The 19,278-nt window shown below is 59.1% G+C and carries 19 protein-coding genes; all 19 read right to left on the bottom strand.

The features are described 5' to 3' along the window. Positions 1-6 precede the first annotated feature (6 nt). The gene (fliE, locus tag ABDX87_RS22615) at positions 7-336 is read right to left on the bottom strand and encodes a flagellar hook-basal body complex protein FliE (RefSeq protein WP_346829869.1); all 330 of its coding nucleotides are present in this window, start codon (positions 334-336) and stop codon (positions 7-9) included. Positions 337-608: 272 nt separating this feature from the next. Further along, positions 609-2,036, bottom strand: coding sequence for a sigma-54-dependent transcriptional regulator (locus ABDX87_RS22610; protein WP_346829868.1), 1,428 nt, complete (start codon positions 2,034-2,036; stop codon positions 609-611). Beyond that, the gene (locus ABDX87_RS22605) at positions 2,033-3,253 is read right to left on the bottom strand and encodes a sensor histidine kinase (protein WP_346829867.1); all 1,221 of its coding nucleotides are present in this window, start codon (positions 3,251-3,253) and stop codon (positions 2,033-2,035) included. Before ABDX87_RS22605 ends, ABDX87_RS22610 begins: the two co-directional genes overlap by 4 nt. 141 nt (positions 3,254-3,394) lie before the next feature. Next, positions 3,395-4,870: a sigma-54 dependent transcriptional regulator gene (locus ABDX87_RS22600; RefSeq protein ID WP_346829866.1), complete on the bottom strand. Its 1,476-nt coding sequence runs from the start codon at positions 4,868-4,870 to the stop codon at positions 3,395-3,397. 168 nt (positions 4,871-5,038) lie between these two features. Next, positions 5,039-5,335 (bottom strand): flagellar protein FliT, encoded by a 297-nt coding sequence (fliT, locus tag ABDX87_RS22595; RefSeq protein WP_346829865.1) that lies wholly within the window; start codon positions 5,333-5,335, stop codon positions 5,039-5,041. A 10-nt stretch (positions 5,336-5,345) separates the two neighbouring features. Continuing rightward, positions 5,346-5,741 (bottom strand): flagellar export chaperone FliS, encoded by a 396-nt coding sequence (gene fliS / locus ABDX87_RS22590; protein ID WP_346829864.1) that lies wholly within the window; start codon positions 5,739-5,741, stop codon positions 5,346-5,348. A 120-nt stretch (positions 5,742-5,861) separates the two neighbouring features. Beyond that, positions 5,862-7,292: a flagellar filament capping protein FliD gene (gene fliD, locus ABDX87_RS22585; protein WP_346829863.1), complete on the bottom strand. Its 1,431-nt coding sequence runs from the start codon at positions 7,290-7,292 to the stop codon at positions 5,862-5,864. Positions 7,293-7,369: 77 nt separating this feature from the next. Then, positions 7,370-7,759 carry a flagellar protein FlaG gene (locus tag ABDX87_RS22580; protein WP_346829862.1) on the bottom strand — a complete coding sequence of 130 codons (390 nt, stop codon included), beginning with the start codon at positions 7,757-7,759 and terminating at the stop codon, positions 7,370-7,372. Positions 7,760-7,831: 72 nt separating this feature from the next. Beyond that, a complete protein-coding gene (locus ABDX87_RS22575) occupies positions 7,832-8,680 on the bottom strand; it encodes a flagellin domain-containing protein (protein ID WP_346829861.1) in 849 nt (282 codons plus the stop codon). Positions 8,681-8,971: 291 nt separating this feature from the next. Further along, a complete protein-coding gene (locus tag ABDX87_RS22570; protein WP_346829860.1) occupies positions 8,972-9,976 on the bottom strand; it encodes a flagellin in 1,005 nt (334 codons plus the stop codon). 288 nt (positions 9,977-10,264) lie between these two features. Further along, positions 10,265-10,522: a hypothetical protein gene (locus ABDX87_RS22565; protein WP_346829859.1), complete on the bottom strand. Its 258-nt coding sequence runs from the start codon at positions 10,520-10,522 to the stop codon at positions 10,265-10,267. After that, on the bottom strand, positions 10,519-11,814 hold the full coding sequence (locus tag ABDX87_RS22560; RefSeq protein WP_346829858.1) for a motility associated factor glycosyltransferase family protein: 1,296 nt from the start codon (positions 11,812-11,814) through the stop codon (positions 10,519-10,521). Before ABDX87_RS22560 ends, ABDX87_RS22565 begins: the two co-directional genes overlap by 4 nt. A gap of 93 nt (positions 11,815-11,907) precedes the next feature. After that, positions 11,908-12,840: a ketoacyl-ACP synthase III gene (locus ABDX87_RS22555; RefSeq protein WP_346833594.1), complete on the bottom strand. Its 933-nt coding sequence runs from the start codon at positions 12,838-12,840 to the stop codon at positions 11,908-11,910. Between the two features lie 381 nt (positions 12,841-13,221). Further along, on the bottom strand, positions 13,222-14,274 hold the full coding sequence (gene pseI / locus ABDX87_RS22550; protein WP_346829857.1) for a pseudaminic acid synthase: 1,053 nt from the start codon (positions 14,272-14,274) through the stop codon (positions 13,222-13,224). Then, complete coding sequence (gene pseG / locus ABDX87_RS22545; protein ID WP_346829856.1) at positions 14,267-15,769, bottom strand: UDP-2,4-diacetamido-2,4,6-trideoxy-beta-L-altropyranose hydrolase; 1,503 nt, start codon at positions 15,767-15,769, stop codon at positions 14,267-14,269. Before pseG ends, pseI begins: the two co-directional genes overlap by 8 nt. Further along, positions 15,766-16,467, bottom strand: a complete 702-nt coding sequence (pseF, locus tag ABDX87_RS22540) for a pseudaminic acid cytidylyltransferase (RefSeq protein ID WP_346829855.1) — start codon at positions 16,465-16,467, stop codon at positions 15,766-15,768. The genes pseG and pseF overlap by 4 nt, the downstream gene beginning before the upstream one ends. Continuing rightward, positions 16,464-17,084: a pseudaminic acid biosynthesis-associated methylase gene (locus ABDX87_RS22535; RefSeq protein WP_346829854.1), complete on the bottom strand. Its 621-nt coding sequence runs from the start codon at positions 17,082-17,084 to the stop codon at positions 16,464-16,466. The genes pseF and ABDX87_RS22535 overlap by 4 nt, the downstream gene beginning before the upstream one ends. 13 nt (positions 17,085-17,097) lie before the next feature. Continuing rightward, positions 17,098-18,279, bottom strand: a complete 1,182-nt coding sequence (pseC, locus tag ABDX87_RS22530) for a UDP-4-amino-4,6-dideoxy-N-acetyl-beta-L-altrosamine transaminase (RefSeq protein WP_346829853.1) — start codon at positions 18,277-18,279, stop codon at positions 17,098-17,100. Next, entirely contained in the window at positions 18,276-19,277 is a 1,002-nt protein-coding gene (gene pseB, locus ABDX87_RS22525; protein ID WP_346829852.1) for a UDP-N-acetylglucosamine 4,6-dehydratase (inverting), read from the bottom strand. Before pseB ends, pseC begins: the two co-directional genes overlap by 4 nt. Position 19,278 lies beyond the last annotated feature (1 nt).

Raw genomic sequence — 19,278 nt, 5'->3', positions numbered from 1 at the left:
TCGTCCTCAAACCGGCATTTGCATAATGTCTTGGTACGCCTGAACCAGCTTGTTACGTACCTGGGTCAGCGCCTGAAACGACACGCTGGCTTTCTGCGAGGAAATCATCACGTCGGTGAGATCCACGCCACTTTTGCCCATCTCAAAGGCCGTCGCCAACTGGTTGGACGCTTGTTGCGTATCGTTGACCTTGTTCACCGCCATGCCGAGCATGTCGGAAAAACTGGTCGCGCCCGTCTGCTCCGGCGCCTCGATAGCCTTGGGCTTGGCCATGGCGTCCATTTGCATGGAGCGCATGTCCAACATCAAGCGATTAAATTCAACACCTTGGCTCATGGACTTCTCTCTCAAAGGGCCGCAAATTTTTGACACGGATTTAGCGATTACCCATGTCGTAGCAACAACGGTGCCAGACCAATGGAGGCACAGTGCCAGCTTTTCATGAAAGTATTGGGGCGGTTACAGAATCGAACAGTAGGAAAATCAATGTGGGAGCCGGCTTGCTGGCGAATGCGATAGTTCATCCACCCCTGAAGGTGTCTGACACTCCACAGTCGCCAGCAAGCCGGCTCCCACAAGTAATGCATCATCCAATGAGCACACGCGTATCAGCTGGCGAACAGATAGCCCTCGACATCCATCCCGGCATCCCGCATCTGCGCCAGCTTGTAGCGCAACGTACGCGGGCTGATACCCAGGCGCTCGGCAGCTTCCTTGCGGCGGCCGCGCTCGGCCCGGAGCGTATCGATGATCATCTGAAACTCACGACGCCTGAGGTCTTCACCCAATGCCCCACCCAGATCGCCACTGGCCGTCTCGGGCGACGAATCCATGGCGCTGGAGGTTGTCGGCACCGTCGGCAGAACCTGAAGGACCGGCGCAGGCGTCGGAAGGGATGCGAAGGTGATGGGGCCGGTCAGGCAAAAGTCTTCCGCCTGAATCACCCCGCCCTGCTGCAGAATCAGTGCGCGCTGCACAGCGTTGTCCAGCTCGCGCACGTTGCCCGGCCAGCTGTAGCCGACCAGACACTTTTGCGCGTCAGCCGACAGGCGCACCGGCGCGTGCTTCATTTTATTGACGTGTTTGGCCAGGAGACGCTCGGCCAGCGGCAAAATGTCGGCGGGACGCTGACGCAACGACTGCCATGCCAACGGGAACACCGACAGACGATAGAACAGGTCCTCACGGAAACGGCCTGCCGCCACTTCGCCCGCCAGATCGCGGTTAGTGGTCGCCAGTACACGAATATCCAGCTCGATAGGCTTGCGCGCGCCAACACGCTCCACTTCCCGCTCCTGCAGCACACGCAGCAGCTTGGCCTGCAACCCCATCGGCATTTCGGAAATCTCGTCGAGCAGGATGGTGCCGCCATCGGCCTGTTCGAATTTGCCGGGCTGCGCAGCAATGGCGCCGGTGAACGAGCCTTTCTCGTGACCAAACAAGGTCGCTTCGAGCATGTTGTCCGGGATCGCTGCACAGTTGATGGCGATAAACGGCTTCCCGGCACGCGGGGATTGCTGGTGAATGAAACGCGCCAGCACTTCCTTACCAGTCCCCGACTCGCCCGAGATCAATACCGTGGAGTCGCTCTTGGCCACGCGGCTCGCCAGGTTCAGCAGTTGGATGCTCGCGGGCTCGACCGCAATCGGCCCCTCGCCGTCCGCCGGCCCGAGACGCCCCAGGGCGTGGCGTGCCACCAGCGCGAGCAATGCCTTGGGCTCGAACGGCTTGACCAGGTAATCGGCGGCGCCCTGACGCATTGCGTCCACCGCACGGTCCACCGCGCCATGTGCCGTCATCAACAGCACTGGCAGCTGCGGGTAGCGCGTGCGCAACTGATTGAGTAATTGATGTCCGTCCATGCCGGGCATGTTGACGTCGCTGACCACCAGACTGAACGACGCCTCGGCGGCGGCCAGAAGCGCCTCCTCCGCCGAACCGACCGCGCGGTAGTCATGCCCTGCGAGCGCGAGGGTTTCGCCCAAGGCCTCACGCAGTGAAGGGTCGTCCTCGACCAGCAATACCTTGATCGTCATGAGTCATCACCCACCGTGGTGATCGCCGCGCTGAGACCCGGAATCAGCGGCAAGGAAACGATGGCACAGGTGCCGCGCCCCGGACGCGACCGAAATTGCACCTGCCCCTGGTGAGCCCGCGCAACGGCCGTGACCACGGCCAGGCCCAGCCCGGTGCCCGTCGTCTTGGTGGTGAAAAATGGCTCACCGATGCGGGCCAGCGCAACAGCGTCAATGCCGCTGCCGTTGTCACTGATACACAGACGCAGCGTAGTGCCGCGGCTGTACGCATGAATCTTGATGCGTGACCGACCGGCGCTCGCCTGCACCGCGTTCTCGATCAGATTGAGCAAGGCACCGACCAGCGTGTCCCGGTTGCACAGCAGTTCGCCATTGAGGTCATTGCACTGCCAACGCACTGTCGCATCACGCACGTGGGTCTGCGCGGCAGACTCAAGGGCGGTGACCAGTTGGCTGGGCGAGAGGCGGTCCGTCAGCGGCAGCTCGCCGCGGGCGAACACCAGCATGTCGCGCACCTGATGTTCGAGCTCGTGCAGCCGCTCTTTCAAACGGCCGGCGAAACGCTGCTGCGTCTCTACATTCAGCGCCTGCTCGGTCAAATGACTGGCGTAAATCATGGCAGCCGACAAAGGCGTGCGAATCTGATGTGCCAGCGAAGCCACCATGCGGCCCAGCGAGGACAGACGCTCATGGCGCGCCAGCTGACTTTGCAGGTGACGGGTTTCAGTCAGGTCGTTGAGTAGCACCAGTTGGCCGGGCTCAGCATCGAGGGATCGGGTCGCAATCGACAGGCGACGCCCGTCTTTCAGCGAGATTTCGTGACCGTCGTCCTCACGGGGCGCAAAGCAGCGTGCGATCACATGGCGCCAGAGCATGCCGATCAGCGGTTCGCCCAGCAGATCAAGGGCTGCGGGGTTGGCCTCGCGGACCATGCCGTGAGCGTCGATGACAATCACACCGCCCGGCAACAGGTCGAGCAGGTTCTGCAGACGGTTGGCCAGACGCTCTTTCTCGGCCAGCTCCTGCATCCGCTGAGCACTCACGACCGCCAGCTCACCTTTGAGCTCGGTGACCCGCGCTTCCAGCAAGCTGTAGGAGTCAGTCAGTTGTGTCGACATCTGGTTGAACAGGGCAAACGCCTGCTCCAGTCCTTGACGACTTTCCACTTCCGGGGACGGCTGCACTTGCGAACCGGGTAAAACAGGTTCGGAAGACATCTGAGCGGCCTGGGGCATAGTGTTGATCTCTCGCGTGGCGAACCGTCAGTAAACGGTATGTTGCAAGAGACTTAGCAATCCTCGTGCCGAAAAAAAACCGCTGAAAAATCAGCGGCTTATTTTTGGCGCGTCAAACGAGTGTCAGTCGTCGACCTGATCGTCGCCGTCGCGACGGCTCATGCCGTACTTGCGCATCTTCTCCACCAGCGTGGTGCGGCGGATACGCAAGCGCTCGGCGGCGCGGGCCACGATACCGTTGGCATCGTCCAGCGCCTGCTGGATCAAGCCCTGTTCCAGACCACCGAGGTAGTCCTTCAGGTCCAGGCCTTCGGGCGGCAGCATCGCACTGTTGGCGAAGTTGGGCGTGTGACCGTTGATGGCCACGCGCTCTTCCAGATCGCTGCGCAGGCTGTCCACCAGTTGCTCGTCTTCATCGTCGACGTAGCGGAATTTCTTCGGCAGTTCGGCAACGCCGATCACGCCGTAGGGGTGCATGATCGCCATGCGCTCCACCAGGTTGGCCAGCTCACGCACGTTGCCCGGCCAGCCGTGGCGGCACAGCGACATGATGGCGGCCGAATTGAAACGGATCGAACCGCGTTTTTCGTGCTCCATGCGCGAAATCAGCTCGTTCATCAGCAGCGGAATGTCTTCCACGCGTTCACGCAACGGCGCCATTTCGATCGGGAATACGTTCAGGCGGTAGTACAGGTCTTCACGGAAGCCACCGGTCTCGATCATGTCTTCGAGGTTCTTGTGGGTCGCTGCAATGATGCGCACATCGACGCTCTGGGTCTTGTTGCTGCCCACGCGCTCAAAGGTGCGTTCCTGCAACACCCGCAGCAACTTGACCTGCATCGGCAACGGCATGTCACCGATTTCATCAAGGAACAGCGTGCCACCGTTCGCCAGCTCAAAGCGCCCTGCCCGGCTGGTGATCGCACCGGTGAACGCGCCTTTCTCGTGGCCGAACAGTTCGCTTTCCAGCAGCTCTGCCGGAATCGCACCGCAGTTGACGGGGACGAACGGCGCGTCGCGACGTTTTGAATGGTAGTGAAGGTTACGTGCAACCACTTCCTTGCCAGTGCCCGACTCGCCCAGGATCAACACGCTGGCGTCGGTGTCGGCCACTTGCTGCATCATCTGGCGCACGTGCTGGATCGCACGGCTGGTGCCGACCAGGCTGCGGAACAGGTTGGGCTCGCGCTGACGGCCGCGCTCGCGGGCCTGATCGTACATTTCACGATAGACCTGGGCACGGTGCAGGGAATCCAGCAATTTGCTGTAGCTGGGCGGCATTTCGACCGTGGACAGCACGCGCCGACGCAAGTCTTCGGCCAGCTCGGCAGAAGAATTTTCGCCCATCAGCAGGACAGGAAGGAACTCATCCCATGCAGCGACGGTCTTAAGCAGCCCTTGGAGACTGCCCGGCGCATTTACCGAGCCGACCAGCACGCAGAGAACTTCTCGAGTGGATGTCAAAGAGCCTACGACTTGCTGCCAGTCAGTGCTGGAACAGGACAGGTTCTCATCGCCGAGAAAATTCAGAATCACCGCCATGTCACGGCGGCGCTGGCTATCGTCATCGATCAGCAGAATCTTGATTTCACGCCACATGCAATAGCAACTTCCCTAGTCAACTCGATGCCCATCAGGGGCAAGCTTGGCATTTGTACTGTCCGCAGGACGCTACATCAACCAGAAATTAGTGAACATCACTAGTTAAGTCAAAAAACCGTACACAGTCAATTTTATGGCGCACAAATTTTTTAGATCAACCAAGCGTCAACCAAACAGATGGTAAACCTTTGCAGCGCTTTTCGCTCGCTGGATCTGCGACATTTCATCGACAATCGCCTGACGCTCCCCCGCAGCGATATCGATCAGCTGCCGATACACGCCCAATAACTCTTCCAGATTGCTGCGCACTTCAGGCTCGTCGTCAGTCGCCTCGCGGATGACTTCGTCGACGCAGGCACGGCAGGCCAGATCGAGCTTGCCGATCGCCTCCCAATCTCGCTCGGCGAGGGCATCGACCAAAGCTTCGCGGGTTTCTTCGATTCGCTTGAGTGCAGCACTCATGGTTATCTCCTTACAGCGCTTGCTGCTGATCGCCAATCCCGTCCCAACCTTCCTTGACGGTCGTCAACAAACCGCTGACTTCGTCGAGGATTTTCGGGTCGGTCTTGATGTTGGCTTCCGCCAGACGCTTCATCATGTACACATACAGGTTGTCGACATGGGCCAGGGCCTCTGCCTGCTTCTCCATGTCCAGGCCTTCACGCAGGCCACCCACGATCTCGATGGCCTTGCCAATCAACGTGCCCTTGGCGGCCACGTCTTTGCGCTCGATCGCACCTTTGGCCTGGGCGATACGGTCCAGTCCCGCTTCCATCAGCATCTGCACCAGACGGTGCGGCGTGGCCACGGCGGTCTGTGCGTGTGAATTGACCTTCTGATACTGCCGAAGGGCTGCCATCCGGTTCATGTTCTTACCTCACACAACTCGAAGTTTCTATATTCAGGGTATCGACACGGCCTTGAGAAACTTTAAGGCCAGATGCCAAAAACCCGGCACTGGGCCGGGTCCTTGTTTTTATTTCAATGATCAGCCACTTTTCTGCGCGTTCAGCGAGTCGAAGAACGACGTGATGCTGGTCGCAGAGGCCTTGAGCTGCCCTACCAGCAAGTCCATGGCATTGTACTTGGCGGTCAGGGTAGCGGTCAGGTTGGTGACACGCAGGTCCAGCGCAGCTTGCTGGTCCTGCAGATCATTCTGCTGTTTGTTCAGACTCGTGGTACGCGTGTCAAAAATGCCACCCGTCTGGGTATAAGGCGTGATGGCCGCGTTCATGCGCGCAATCAGACCGTTGGAACCGTCGCCGGTGCCGCTGAACAACTGCTGCACATCGCCGGCCAGGCCCTTGTCCATGGCCGCGCTGAATTTGGTGGCATCAAGCGACAGGGTGCCGTCTGACTGGGTCGTGGTAATGCCCAACTGCGACAATACAGAAAGATCACCCGTGGCGCCCGTTGTCACTAACTCGTTTCGCATAGCCGACAGGATCGAACGAGGCATAGCGTCGCCCGTCAAGGCAGCCGGGGTAACGGTCGCCCCGGTCGTAGGGTCCGGGGTATCACTGACGGTGGCCTTGGTCACCGTGGAAATAGCCTTGACCACGGCGTTGTAGGAGTCGATGAACGCCTGCAAGGACGTCTTCAGTCCATCGGTGTTGGTCGATACGTTGACTGTCGTCGTTCCCACTGCCACCAATTGCAACGAAATACCGCCGAGCGTCTTGTCGACGGTATTGCTCTTGCTGATCACGTTGAAACCGTTGATATCGACGTCCGCACTGATCGGCGGGCTACCGATGTAACCGGCAGAGGTCGCTGATGCGGTGTTGATCGCCACACCCGATGCAATGGTAAAGCCGGTGATATCACTGCTCGTGGTGATGTCCGAACCCGCACCGGTTGTGCTCGAGCCCAACACCATGCGTGAACCGTTGGCGTCGGTGATGATGTTGGCGCTGATGTTCGTGGTCTTGGTGTCGGCGTTGATCTGCTTGACGACCGAGGCCAACGTCGCGCCTGTCGGGATCGTGTAGCTTTTGGAAATGCCATTTTGAGTGACGGTCAGATTGCCACTCGGAATGGCACTGTCAGCGCCGCCAGAAAATGCAGCGGTCGCCACACTGGAGCTGGTGGCCAGCTTGTTGATCTTGACGGTGTAGTTACCCGGAACTGCACTGTTGTCGGACGTTACAGTTGCTTTGGTTTCGTCAGACGACTTGGCCGCGTAGCCTGCGAACTGCAGAGTGCTGGTGGTGCCGGTCGGTGGTTTCAACAATGTCTGAAAGGCCGACATCGCTGATTTCAGCGTTCCGATCCCAGAGAGCTTGGTGGTGACCAGCTTGGTCTGTGTGGTGATCTGAGTCTGCTTGGCGAGCTTGTCGGAGTTCACCAGCGCGGTGACGATATCCCCGATCGCCAGGCCAGATCCCAGGCCGGTTGAAGGGGTGATTGGACTAGCCATTTGTGTCTCCTTTCAGTTTGAGTCAGTCTTTTGACTACGTTCCAGCTCAGAAGAACTGCGTTCACGTTTCATGCCATTTACACTTTTGCGTCGAACAACAGGCTGTTTGCATTCTTCAGGCTGTCGGCGATTTTCAGAGCTTCGGCTGACGGCAATTGCCGCACCACCTCGCCCGTTTCAGTGGCAATAACCTTCACGACCACCTGGCCGGATCCCTCGTCGATCGAGAATTCCAGATTGCGGCGAACCGACTGAAAGAACTTTTCCATTTCCTGCACAGCAGCTTTCAAGTCTTTTGACTTCTCTTCAGGGTCAGCGTCTTTACTCGTTGCCGTATCCGACTTCGCAGAGGCTGCGGGCGCAGAAACGACTTGAGGCGCCACGGCCTGCTTGTCAGCAACCACAGGCACCGATGGCAACGACTGCACCGGAGGATAGACCGTGCTCAACCGGTTGCTAATGTCCATGTCCACTCACCTCTAAAAGTAAAAAGCGGGAGAGCACGCAAGCACACTCCCCCGCTAAAACTCTAACCGATATTACTGAAGCAGTTTCAGTACAGCGGATGGCAGCTGGTTAGCCTGGGCCAGAACAGAAGTGGAAGCCTGTTGCAGAGTCTGTTGTTTGGTCAGGTTAGCGGTTTCAGCGGCGAAGTCGGTGTCTTGAATACGACCCAGTGCAGCGGTGGCGTTTTCGTTGACGTTTTGCAGGTTGGAAATGGTGCTGGTCAAACGGTTTTGCGAAGCACCCAGGTTTGCACGGGTGGCGTTGATCGTTGCCAGAGCAGCGTCAATCGCGGTAATCGCGTTGTCGATGTTGGTGGACGCAGTGGCGCTGGTGCCGGTGATGGCAACCGAACCGCTGGCAACCGACAGCGAGGTGGCGTCGAACTTGGAGCTCAGAACCAGGTCGATGCGGTTGGCCGAGCCAGTGCTCGAACCGACTTGCAGGGTCATGGTGCCAGCCGAACCGTCCAGCAGGTTTTTGCCGTTGAGGTTGGTGGAAGCCGAGATACGGGTCAGTTCGTCGGACATCTGACCGAATTCGGCGTTCAGAGCGGTACGGTCAGCAGTGCCGTTAGTGTCGTTTCGCGACTGAACAGCCAGTTCACGCATACGCTGCAGAATGTTGGTCGACTCTTGCAGAGCGCCTTCAGCGGTCTGAGCCATCGAGATGCCGTCGTTGGCGTTCTTGATTGCTACGGTCTGACCACGGATTTGCGAAGTTTCGCGGGTAGCGATCTGCAGGCCGGCTGCGTCGTCTTTAGCGCTGTTGATTTTCAGACCGGAAGACAGACGAGTCATCGAAGTCGACAGTGCATCGGAAGCTTTGGCCAGGTTCTTCTGAACAGCCAGGGAAGCTACGTTAGTGTTTACGCCTAAAGCCATGATGAATTCCTCGTTGGTTGGGTACTGCGGCTTTCCGGCCCTGGCAAGCGCCGGGTGTGGCCTAGAGAACCTTCGTAATGTTTATCGTCGTATCTGGAAGGAGCTTGAGGACAATTTGAAAATTTTTTGCCACCAGAGCGCCACCCCTGCTTTTGACGGGGGTTACACAGCGTTTCGGCGTGACCATCGCAATCTTTAACCAGAACGATAACCTTATGATTCTTATGATTAATTTCTCCGTACACGCCCTCTCACGTGCACGGAGGTCAAGGTCCTGTAGCGGACGGACGGTTACTGAAGCAGCTTCAATACCGCAGCGGGCAGCTGATTGGCCTGAGCCAGGATGGCGGTTGAGGCTTGCTGGAGGGTTTGTTGTTTGGTCAGTTCAGCGGTTTCGGCGGCGAAATCGACGTCTTCAATACGGCCACGAGACGCTGTGACGTTTTCGATGATGTTGCTTATGTTGGCCACCGTCGTCGTGAGACGGTTTTGCTTCGCGCCCAGGTCAGCCATCCCTGCAGTGACTCTGGCAATGGCGCTGTCGATCTGGATGATAGCCTCGTCGATGTTCTTGTTGGCCACTGCAGCTTCCAGCGCGAGTTCTTCCTTTGTGGGCTTGAGGGGATCCGCTCGAGTCACCCCCTCATAAATCCCAGTGCCGTCAATTTTAGGCGTCAAATCATCGCCAGCCTTGATGTCTTTATTCCCCACCTTCATCGGTGCTGTCGCCGTTGCAACCTCCGCAGTTTCTGCCGCTCGGTCCGCAGCAGCAGCGAACAGGGATTTAGTGGAATAATCCTGATCCAGAACTATCTGAATTTCTTCATGCTCTCCTGTATTGGCCCCCACATGAAAGGTCAGGCTTCCTGCACTGCCATCCAGCAGGTTGAGATCTTTCCCGAACTTCGTACTTTTGCTTAGCCGGGTCAACTCTTCAGAAGCTTGTTCAAACTCCTTGTGAGAGGCCAGTCGATCAGAAGCCGTGTTGGTTCCATTCTTGGCTTGCACGGCGAGGTCTCTCATCCGTTGCAGGGTATTTAATGTTTGTGACAATGCACCTTCTGTTGTCTGGATAACCGATATTGCATCGTTAGCATTGCGGGTCGCCACCGATAAGCCTCTCGCTTGAGTGGTCAGGCGACTGGCTATCTGCATACCGGCAGCATCATCCTTGGCGCTATTGATCCGAAGACCCGAAGATATGCGGGTCATCGCAGTGCTCAACGAATCAGAAGACTTGTTCAAATTCCGCTGAACAGACAACGACGCAATATTGGTATTAACGGTTAAAGCCATTTTGAATTCCCTCGTTGATAGAAACGGCAGGTTTTCAAAAAAGCGGGGAAGTCCATTTCTCCCGGAAAACCTACAGTTTCGTTATCGACGATTCAAAAAAGGCCTTTAGTAACTTGCCAGCGGGCTACGCCGTGCCTCCACGACAGATGAAGGGGAATAATCAAGCTAACTCATTCAATTGTTTCAGTTAAAAAAAACATAAAAAAAACGGCCATTCAAGGCCGTCTATTCGTATGTCACGCAACCGTTATGTCGGAACTTTCCTTTATTGATAACTGACCGGAAACATCAGACTCGACACAGCGCTACGAACTCAACTTCGAGCCAGTCTGCGACCCCCAACCAGTCCTGCCGTTCCTGGCAGCGCAATATTTCGCTCAGGACGAGCGTCCATTCCGCCTTTTGTTCAGGCGCTAATCGGGTTGATAGCGGCATGGCAGTATCGATCAGTTCGACCATGTTCAACGCAGCTTCAATATCGCGCCCGAGGCGAAACAGGCGGGCGCAGTGCTGTGCGTCGGCGATGATTTGAGCATGGGAAGTCATGGCGCGGTCCACTCCGGGTCGAACTCGGTGCCGGCAATGAGGGCACCGTCACGGCTGGTGTTCAAGAAGTGCACGTCGGGGTGCAGCGCGATGTAGCGCTCCAGCTCGATCAAGTAGCTGCGAAAGTTGAGCTGCGTTTTGACCTTGTTGCCGCGGCCGTCATACACCCAATGCCTGGCGATGCTCATTTCTGGCCCCAGGTCCCCGTCCTGCCACCCGGTATGGGTTTTGCCGCCGGGGAAGGCGAAGTCGGCGCCAAACAGGGTGATGCGCGTCGCGCCCATTTTGACCGCGAGGTCGATGGCCGGGTGAATCACGCTGCCCCCCACATGCAAGTTGGCGCGCGGGACCTGCTGACGAATTCGCGAGTAGACCGGGCTGGTGGAATAGCCGACGTAGCGCGGTCCTTGCCATGCCTGAAGCATCGCAGCTTCCTGACGTGGCAGGTAGACCAATGCGATGCCTTGAGTATCGTCAGCAGGCAAATGACGGGAGGTGATGCGGTGGTCGATGCTGACCACCAGATCCGGCTTGATCCCTTGCTTGCGCAGTGGCACATACGCGGTGTCGACACAGATGAACAGCGGCCGATCAGCACGCTCAAAGGTGCTAGACAAGCGCGGCAGGTGCTGCTGCAGGCTCGGACCCGTGGCGATGACAAACACGTCTCGCCCGGCCTGAGTACCAAAAAGCGCCGCGACGTCGGTGTCGCTCTCCAACAGCGCTCTGCCCTGCTCCAGTCGCCGGACGTTTTCCGGGTTGTCGGGCGAAAACTCCTGATTATTGAAATCGACATGCACTTCACTGACCAGACGATCGCGGATTCGCGCATTGGCATCGTCGGCCAGCACCAACTCGGCGGGCAGCGCGAAGAACGGTAGCTGGATTTCCGTACGTGCATCGGCGTAGTCCAGCACCACGCGGGGGTCGCTGAGCCAGTCACTTTGCTCAAGCAATTGCATCACCAGGGCGAACAGCGCGCCATTGAGGATGTGCACATACAGCTGCTGCAGACGGTCGCAGGCCAAGAGCACGCGCTGTAAATCCCCCAGCCCGGTGCCGTAAAGATGAATCACGGGACTCTCTACTGGAAGGCTGTCCGCCTGTATCTGCGCTTCGGCGAGGCGGTCGTGGCGGCTGGTGAGCTGGATGCCCGCAACGCTAAGGGTCGAGCCTTGCCCTTCGAGCAATTGAGCCGGAACAGAGGATGGATCTTCGCCGGACAGGCGTTGCATGACTGCGGGCCAGCGTTGCGCCAAAACGGCGCTGTTGCGCTGATAAATCTCGTCCACCGCGACTGTCCTTATAAAAAAGGGAGAAATGAAAACGGCGACCTGAAATCCAGTGTCGCCGTTTGTGTGGGCTCAATCAGAAGCAGGTCAGGGTCAAGGACGATAAATGATCGCCGAACCCCAAGACAAGCCTACGCCGAAACCACTGAGTGCCACGCGCTTCCAGGTCGCGTTGAGCACGTGTTTTTCCAGCAGCAGCGGAATGCTCGACGACACGGTGTTGCCGGTCTCCAGCATGTCCTTGACGAACTTTTCAGGCGAGCTGCCTTCTTCGAAACGGCGGGCCACTGCGTCGACAATCGCGGCGCTGCCCTGGTGGATACAGAACGCGTCGATGTCTGTCGATTGCAGACCCGAATCGGTCAGCAGTTCGTTCAGGTGCGCCGGGACCTTGACCAGCGCGAAGTTGAACACCTGACGGCCGTTCATGAAGAACGCGCCATTGGTGGTCTTGAGAAACTCGGCGCCACCGCCGTCAGTGCCAAACTTGGCTTTGCCCAGTTGCCACGGCGCGCCGTCGCACATCCAGGTGGCGGTCGCGGCGTCGCCGAACAACATCGTGGTGTTGCGGTCTTCCGGGTCGACGATCTTCGAATAAGGGTCAGCGGTGATCAGCAGGCCGTTTTTCAGGCCAGCGGCTTCCATGAAGCCTTTGAGCGCATAGATACCGTAAACGTAACCCGAGCAGCCCAACGAAATGTCGAACGCCGCCACATGGGTCGGCAGGCCGAGCTTGTGCTGAACGATGGCAGCGGTGTGCGGCAAGCCTTCTTCGTCACCGTTCTGGGTGACCACGATCACCGCGTCGATGGCGTCGCGCGAAAGCTCAGGATTGTTGGCGAACAGCTGGTTGGCCGCTTCGACGCACAGGTCGGAGGTTTCCTGAGCATCGTCCTTGCGTGGCAGAAAAGCAGAACCGATCTTGCCGAGGATGAAGTCTTCATCCTTCCCGAATTTGGCACCCTGCGCGTAATTGTCAACGCCGGCTGCTGGCACGTAACTCGCTATGCTTTTAATGCCAATCATCATGGCTTCCCAATCAAAAACTGCTGAACATCACCCATCGCCCAAAGGCGGGGCATTGAAAATCCGGGGCTTGAAGCCGAAAAAAAAGGCAACCGGAAGACTCTGGCCGCTTCAGAAAGTCTCTGAAATCAGCCTGATGCCTTCATCGCCTGCAAGCACGATACAGTGAAGATGCCCGTTATGACTCACAGGTCACCAAAAGTTTTACAAGCTTTTAGCTGACCGATGGGTCCGGTGCAAGGGTCGATTGCCTTTCAGACAGGGAATAGACATGAAAGCGTCACGGATTCGATCCCGATCAGAGACGCGGTTTTGGTGCAGGTAGCGTTTGGACACATGCGATAGGTTGTTGACGTCCTCAGTGCCTGACACACCACGCTCCTAGCCAACCGACTCCCAACTCAGCGCCGTGCCGCGCGCGAGGGCATGGCGGGCGGTGCGGCCGATGACCTTGTCGATGTGTTTGGGGGCCAGGCCCAGACCTGGCCGGATCGCGCGGACGTTGTCTTTGCTGAAGGCTTCGCCCGCTGCGATGTCCCGCACCACGTAGAGTGAGCGACGGAACACCAGCGATTTCTGCTCAGCCTGGGTCGCGCCGTACTGCACGTGGCCCAGGCCTTGCCAGGCCCGTTCGGTCTCAACCACCAGGCTGGCCATTTCCGCGGGTTCCAGCGAAAAGCTCGCGTCCACGCCGCCGTCGGCACGGTCCAGGGTGAAGTGCTTTTCGATGACCGTCGCCCCCATCGCGACCGCCGCGACGGACACGCCTACGCCCATGGTGTGATCGGATAACCCGACCTGACAGCCAAACAACCCCGCCAAATGCGGAATCGTCCGAATGTGACTGTTTTCTGGCGACGCCGGGTAGGTGCTGGTGCATTTGAGCAATACCAGGTCCTTGCACCCGGCCTCGCGCGCGGCACGCACGCTTTCGTCGAGCTCGGCAATGCTGGCCATGCCGGTGGAAATGATCATCGGCTTGCCGGTGGCCGCTACCTTGCGGATCAGCGGGATGTCGGTGTTCTCGAAACTGGCGATTTTGTAGGCCGGCACGTCGAGGCTTTCGAGAAAGTCCACGGCGCTTTCATCGAACGGGGTGGAGAACGCCAGCAACCCCAGTTCCCTGGCGCGGGCGAAAATCGGCGCATGCCACTCCCAGGGGGTGTGCGCTTGCTCATACAGCGCGTACAAGGACGAACCGGCCCACAGGCTGTTCGGGTCCTTGATGAAGAACTCACCCTCAGCGATGTCCAGGGTCATGGTGTCCGCGGTGTAGGTCTGCAGCTTGAGCGCGTGAGCCCCGGCCTTCGCGGCCGCTTCCACAATGCGCAGCGCCTGATCCAGCGACTGGTTATGGTTGCCGCTCATTTCCGCGATGACGAACGGCGCCGCGTCCGGGCCGATGGGTCTGGAACCGATCTTGAAACTATTCATCGTTGAGCACTCGCTGAAAATGACGCTCGGCCTGGGCGTACCCGGCCTTTTGAAAAAGAGAAACGGACACGGCGTTGTCAGCCAGCACCTGTGCCTGAATGAGGCGGACATCCGGCCAGTGGCGTCGCAGAAAGCGCTCGCCACTGGCCAGTAAAACCTGCCCCCAACCGACGCCGGCATGGCCTTCGAACAGATAGATCGACACCTCGACGCTGTCGCCTTCGCGATCGTAACGCACCATGCCGACCGGCCCTCTTGGGGTATCGCCGATCAGGATCAGTCGCTGTGGATTATTAAGGCTGCTCGCAAGCCAGGCGACATGGCTGTCCCAGTCGATCAGGTCGGCGTTGAAGGCCCACTGCCGGACATGCGCAGCATTGCGCCCTTCAAACAGCAACCTGGCGTCCCGTTCGGTGGCCTGACGCAGCGCCAGGACCGGCGCTGCCAGTGCGACCGCGAGACGTTGCGCGCCCTTGCCGTCTACCAGCGCCCGTGAACGCTCGGCAAGACTCTGGCGCAATTCGCGGTTATCCCGCAGCACCGCGACAGCGTCGACCAGCCGTTGCGGATCGAGGGTGTCATGCGCGCCGAGGTAAAGATGGCCGCCGGCTTTCGCCAGTAGTTGCGCATTGAGTTGCTGGTTGTGGGCGACGGTCATACAGATCGTAGGCAACCCTAGCGCCGCACGCTCCCACGTGGTGCCACCGCCCGCGCCAATGAACAGATCGGCCTGCTGCATCAAGCCAAAAAAATCACTGACCAAGGTGTGCAGCCGCCAGTTCGGGCGGGCCTTTGCCTGCTCGCTCATGGCGGTCCATTCGGGGTTGTGCAGGCCCGCGACGAAATCCACCTGCAGATCGTCGAAGTCGCTTAAAGCCAGCATCGTCGCGTACACCTGACGCGCCGCATCGAAGCCACCGAAATTGACCATTACCCGCTCAACGCGCGCTTTGATGACAATCGGCTGGCACTGAAACTCATCCCGCATCAACGCAAAACGTGGACCCAGGAAGGTCTTGCAGGCGCCCTCGAGCCACTGCGCGTAAGGACGATCCTGCGCCTGTGCGGAGTAATTCTGATCCAGCAGCACGTCCACCGCATGGGGTCGATTGGCGAGGTCGTCAATGGCCATCAGGTGATCGGCGAACTGGCGGGCGGCCCTCTCCCATCGTGCATCCAGCCCATAGTGATCGACAATCAGCCAGTCGAAGCGTCGCTCGTTGCCCAGCGCACTCGCCAGGGCATCAATGTCGGCCTGCCAAGGCAAGAGCGCTTCGATGCCAGCACCAGACGCCTCCTGCGGATAACGATCAGGCAACCCAAGGGCGAGATACCCTTGATCACTCAGACGCTGAAGCAGGTGTCCGGGCAATTGCCGGCAGGCGAATACCACCTCGGCGCCGTCTTCGCGCAAGGCATTCGCCAGCGTCAGGCAGCGCGCGATATGGCCGCTGCCAATGGCAATCGACGCGTCGGCTCGAATCAGGACCCTCACGGCTCCAACTCTCCGCCTGCCTTGAGCGCTGCATAGAGGTATTCGGCACGCACCCAGTCTTCCTCGTTGTCGATGTCCTGAACCAGATGACGTGGCAGGATCACCGGCAGGCTCTGCGACGAAAAAATCACATCGCCACGCAACCACGCGTCGCTGCGACCCCAGTAAAACTGCCCGGCGTCCTGGTAGGCCGCCGGCAAATCCTGGGAGCGCACATTACGGTATTCGGGGTGCATGGCATCCAGGCTGCCATCGTTATTGATCAGCAGCGCCCGTTGAATCGGGAAGCCAAAACCACACACCGAGAAGGCATAGGATTTCTCAGGTGCAGCCTGCAACGCATGCAAACCCTGGCGCAGGAACCGCGTCTGCAGCAGCGGCGCGGTCGCGTAGAGGCAACAGGTGAAATCGTAGCGTTGATCGAGGGCGCGAATCGCGTGTTGAATCACCGCCGCCGTGCCGGTGTAGGCATCGGCCAGGTCGGCAGGCCGCAGAAACGGCACGTCTGCACCATGGGCACGCGCCACGTCAGCAATTTCATCGTCATCGGTGCTGACCACGACGCGCTCGAACAGTCCGCTGGCCAAGGCCTTGCGAATCGACCCGACGATCATAGGCTCGCCGTTGAACAGCTTCAGATTCTTGCGAGGAATCCGTTGACTGCCGCCGCGCGCCTGAATGATCGCCACCGCGCTCATGGACGCTTTTCCAGCAGGAACCAGGTGATGTCGTCCACCGGAAACTGCGGATCACGGTGATAACCGAAGCCGTAATCCAGCAGGTGCAGATCGGCAAAACGATCCAACATCTCGCCCGCAAAATCCCGCTTGAAGAGCTTGCCGCTGTTACCGCGATAAGAGACTTCCACCGGCGCCGGATTGTAATACTCGGCGATCAACACATAGCGCGAACTGAGGTGATACAGCTGGTCGTACGCCTTGCTCAGCAGCTCGGGCGCCAGGTGAATCAGCACGCCCTTCGTGAGGGTCAGGTCATACCGGCGCTCTCGCGGGAAGTCGAACAGCGAGCCTTGCCAGATGTCGCCAATGTTCAGCGATTGCGCCTGTGCGTGCGCCTTGGCGTTGATTTCGACACCATTGAATTCACAGGTCGGCAGTAATTGACTCAGCGCCAGCAAGTTGTTGCCGGTGTTGGTACCCAGTTCAAGCACGCTCTTGAGCGCGTGCGCACGCCCCAGCGCCTTGGCAAACAGCGCGACGTTGGCCGACACCAGCGCGTGCCCCTGATTGCGTTCCACGTACTGATCGCCGAAATCGCCTTGCCAGAATTGCTCTTGTTCACTCAGATCACGCATGTCTTGCGTCCGTCTATTCAGCAACGATCACATCAGAAACGACTAATAGCCGCTTGAGCTGATCGATCACATAGTCTTGTTGAGCATCGGTCATCGCCGGGAACAGCGGCAGACTCATGGCTTGCGCGTAATAGGCTTCTGCTTCGGGGAAGTCACCCGCCACAAACCCAAGGTCCCGATAGTAAGGCTGCAGATGCACCGGGATGTAATGCACGTTGACGCCGATGCCCGCCGCACGCAAGCCTTCGAACACCTGGCGATGGCCGAGCGTCAAACGCTCAGTCTGCAGGCGCACGACGTAGAGGTGCCATGCCGACTCGGCCTCGGCTTGCAGTGTCGGCAACGTGAGCGGCAGATCGGCGAGCAGGCGCTGGTAGCGCGCCACGAGTTCGCGACGACGGGCCAGAAATCCCTCGAGCTTGTTCAACTGCGACAAACCCAGCGCGGCCTGCATGTCGGTCATGCGGTAATTGAAGCCCAGCTCGATTTGCTGGTAATACCACGGCCCATGGCTGGGCTCGTCCATCTGCGCCGGATCGCGAGTCATGCCGTGGCTGCGCAGACGACGCAGCCGTTCGTCCAGCTCCGGACGATTGGTCAGCACCAAACCGCCTTCGCCTGTGGTGACGATTTTCACCGGGTGGAAGCTGAACACGGTCATGTCGGCGAACTCGCCGCAGCCCACCGGGCGTCCGGCGTAGCGCGCGCCAACCGCATGGGACGCATCTTCGATGACCGTAAACTCGTAACGACGGGCCAGCGCAGCCACCGCGCGCATGTCACAGCTCTGCCCCGAAAACGCCACGGCCACCAGCACTTTGGGAAGTGTTCCGATGCGTTCGGCGGCTTCGAGTTTGCGTTCGAGGGCCTGAGCATCGAGGTTCCACGTCAGCGGGTCAATGTCGACGAAGTCGACGTCGGCGCCGCAATACCGACCGCAGTTGGCCGACGCCAGGAACGTGTTGGGACTGGTCCACAACACGTCGCCCTCGCCCAGGCCGGCCGCCAGACAGGCAATGTGCAAGGCCGCCGTGGCATTACTGACCGCCACGCCAAAGCGCGCTTCACAGCGCTCGGCCACGGCCGCTTCGAAACGCTCGATCGTCGGGCCCTGCGTCAGCCAGTCGGACTTGAGCACTTCGACCACTGCATCGATGTCCGCCTGATCGAGGCTCTGGCGACCATACGGAATCATGGCTGGATGGCAGCGTGCAGATCGCCGATCTGGCGGACCGACATGAAGTCGGGGTTGGTGTCGGAGCGGTACTCGAAGTCATCGGACACCGGCTGACCTTTTTCGCCCGTCGCGTCGACCGCGAAATCGGTGTCGACGTTGTTGAAGCGGATCGACGGCACGATGGTGTAGTGGTCCCTGAACTCCAGCGTCATGCGGGCGTCATCCTGCGGGACCATGAGCTCGTGAAGCTTTTCGCCCGGGCGAATCCCGACCACCTTGTGCGGCAGCTCGGCCGCCATCGCGTGCGCCAGATCGACGATGCGCACCGAAGGGATCTTCGGCACGAAGACTTCACCGCCGTGCATGCGCTCGAAACTCTGCATGACGAAGTCGACACCGTGATCCAGGGTGATCCAGAAGCGCGTCATGCGCGGATCGGTGATCGGCAGTTCCTTGGCGCCCCCCGCGATCAGCTTGTTGAAGAACGGCACGATCGAACCGCGCGAACCCGCCACGTTGCCATAACGGACCACGGCAAAACGGGTCTGCTCTTCCCCACCGATGTTGTTGGCGGCCACGAACAGTTTGTCCGACAGCAGCTTGGTCGCGCCGTACAGGTTGATCGGGCTGGCGGCCTTGTCGGTCGACAGCGCGATGACTTTCTTCACCCCGTTGGCAATCGCGGCCGCAATAATGTTTTCAGCGCCATTGACGTTGGTGCGAATGAACTCGGTCGGGTTGTATTCGGCCGCAGGCACGTGTTTCAGCGCCGCCGCGTGCACGACGTAGTCGATGCCGCGCATGCCCTGCTGCAGCCGGTCGGCATCGCGCACATCGCCGAGGAAATAACGCATGCAGGGCGCATTGAATTCCTGCTGCATTTCGTACTGCTTGAGCTCGTCGCGGGAGAACACCACCACGCGCCGAGGCTGATAACGCTCCAGCAGCGTGCGAATGAACTGACGACCGAACGAGCCGGTCGCGCCAGAGATGAAGATTGATTTGCCGCTGAACATA

The organism is Pseudomonas abietaniphila (assembly GCF_039697315.1).
In the GTDB taxonomy this organism is placed as follows: Bacteria; Pseudomonadota; Gammaproteobacteria; order Pseudomonadales; family Pseudomonadaceae; genus Aquipseudomonas; species Aquipseudomonas abietaniphila_B.
Note: the sequence above shows the minus strand (reverse complement) of the source record. Positions and strands in the feature narration are given on the sequence as shown.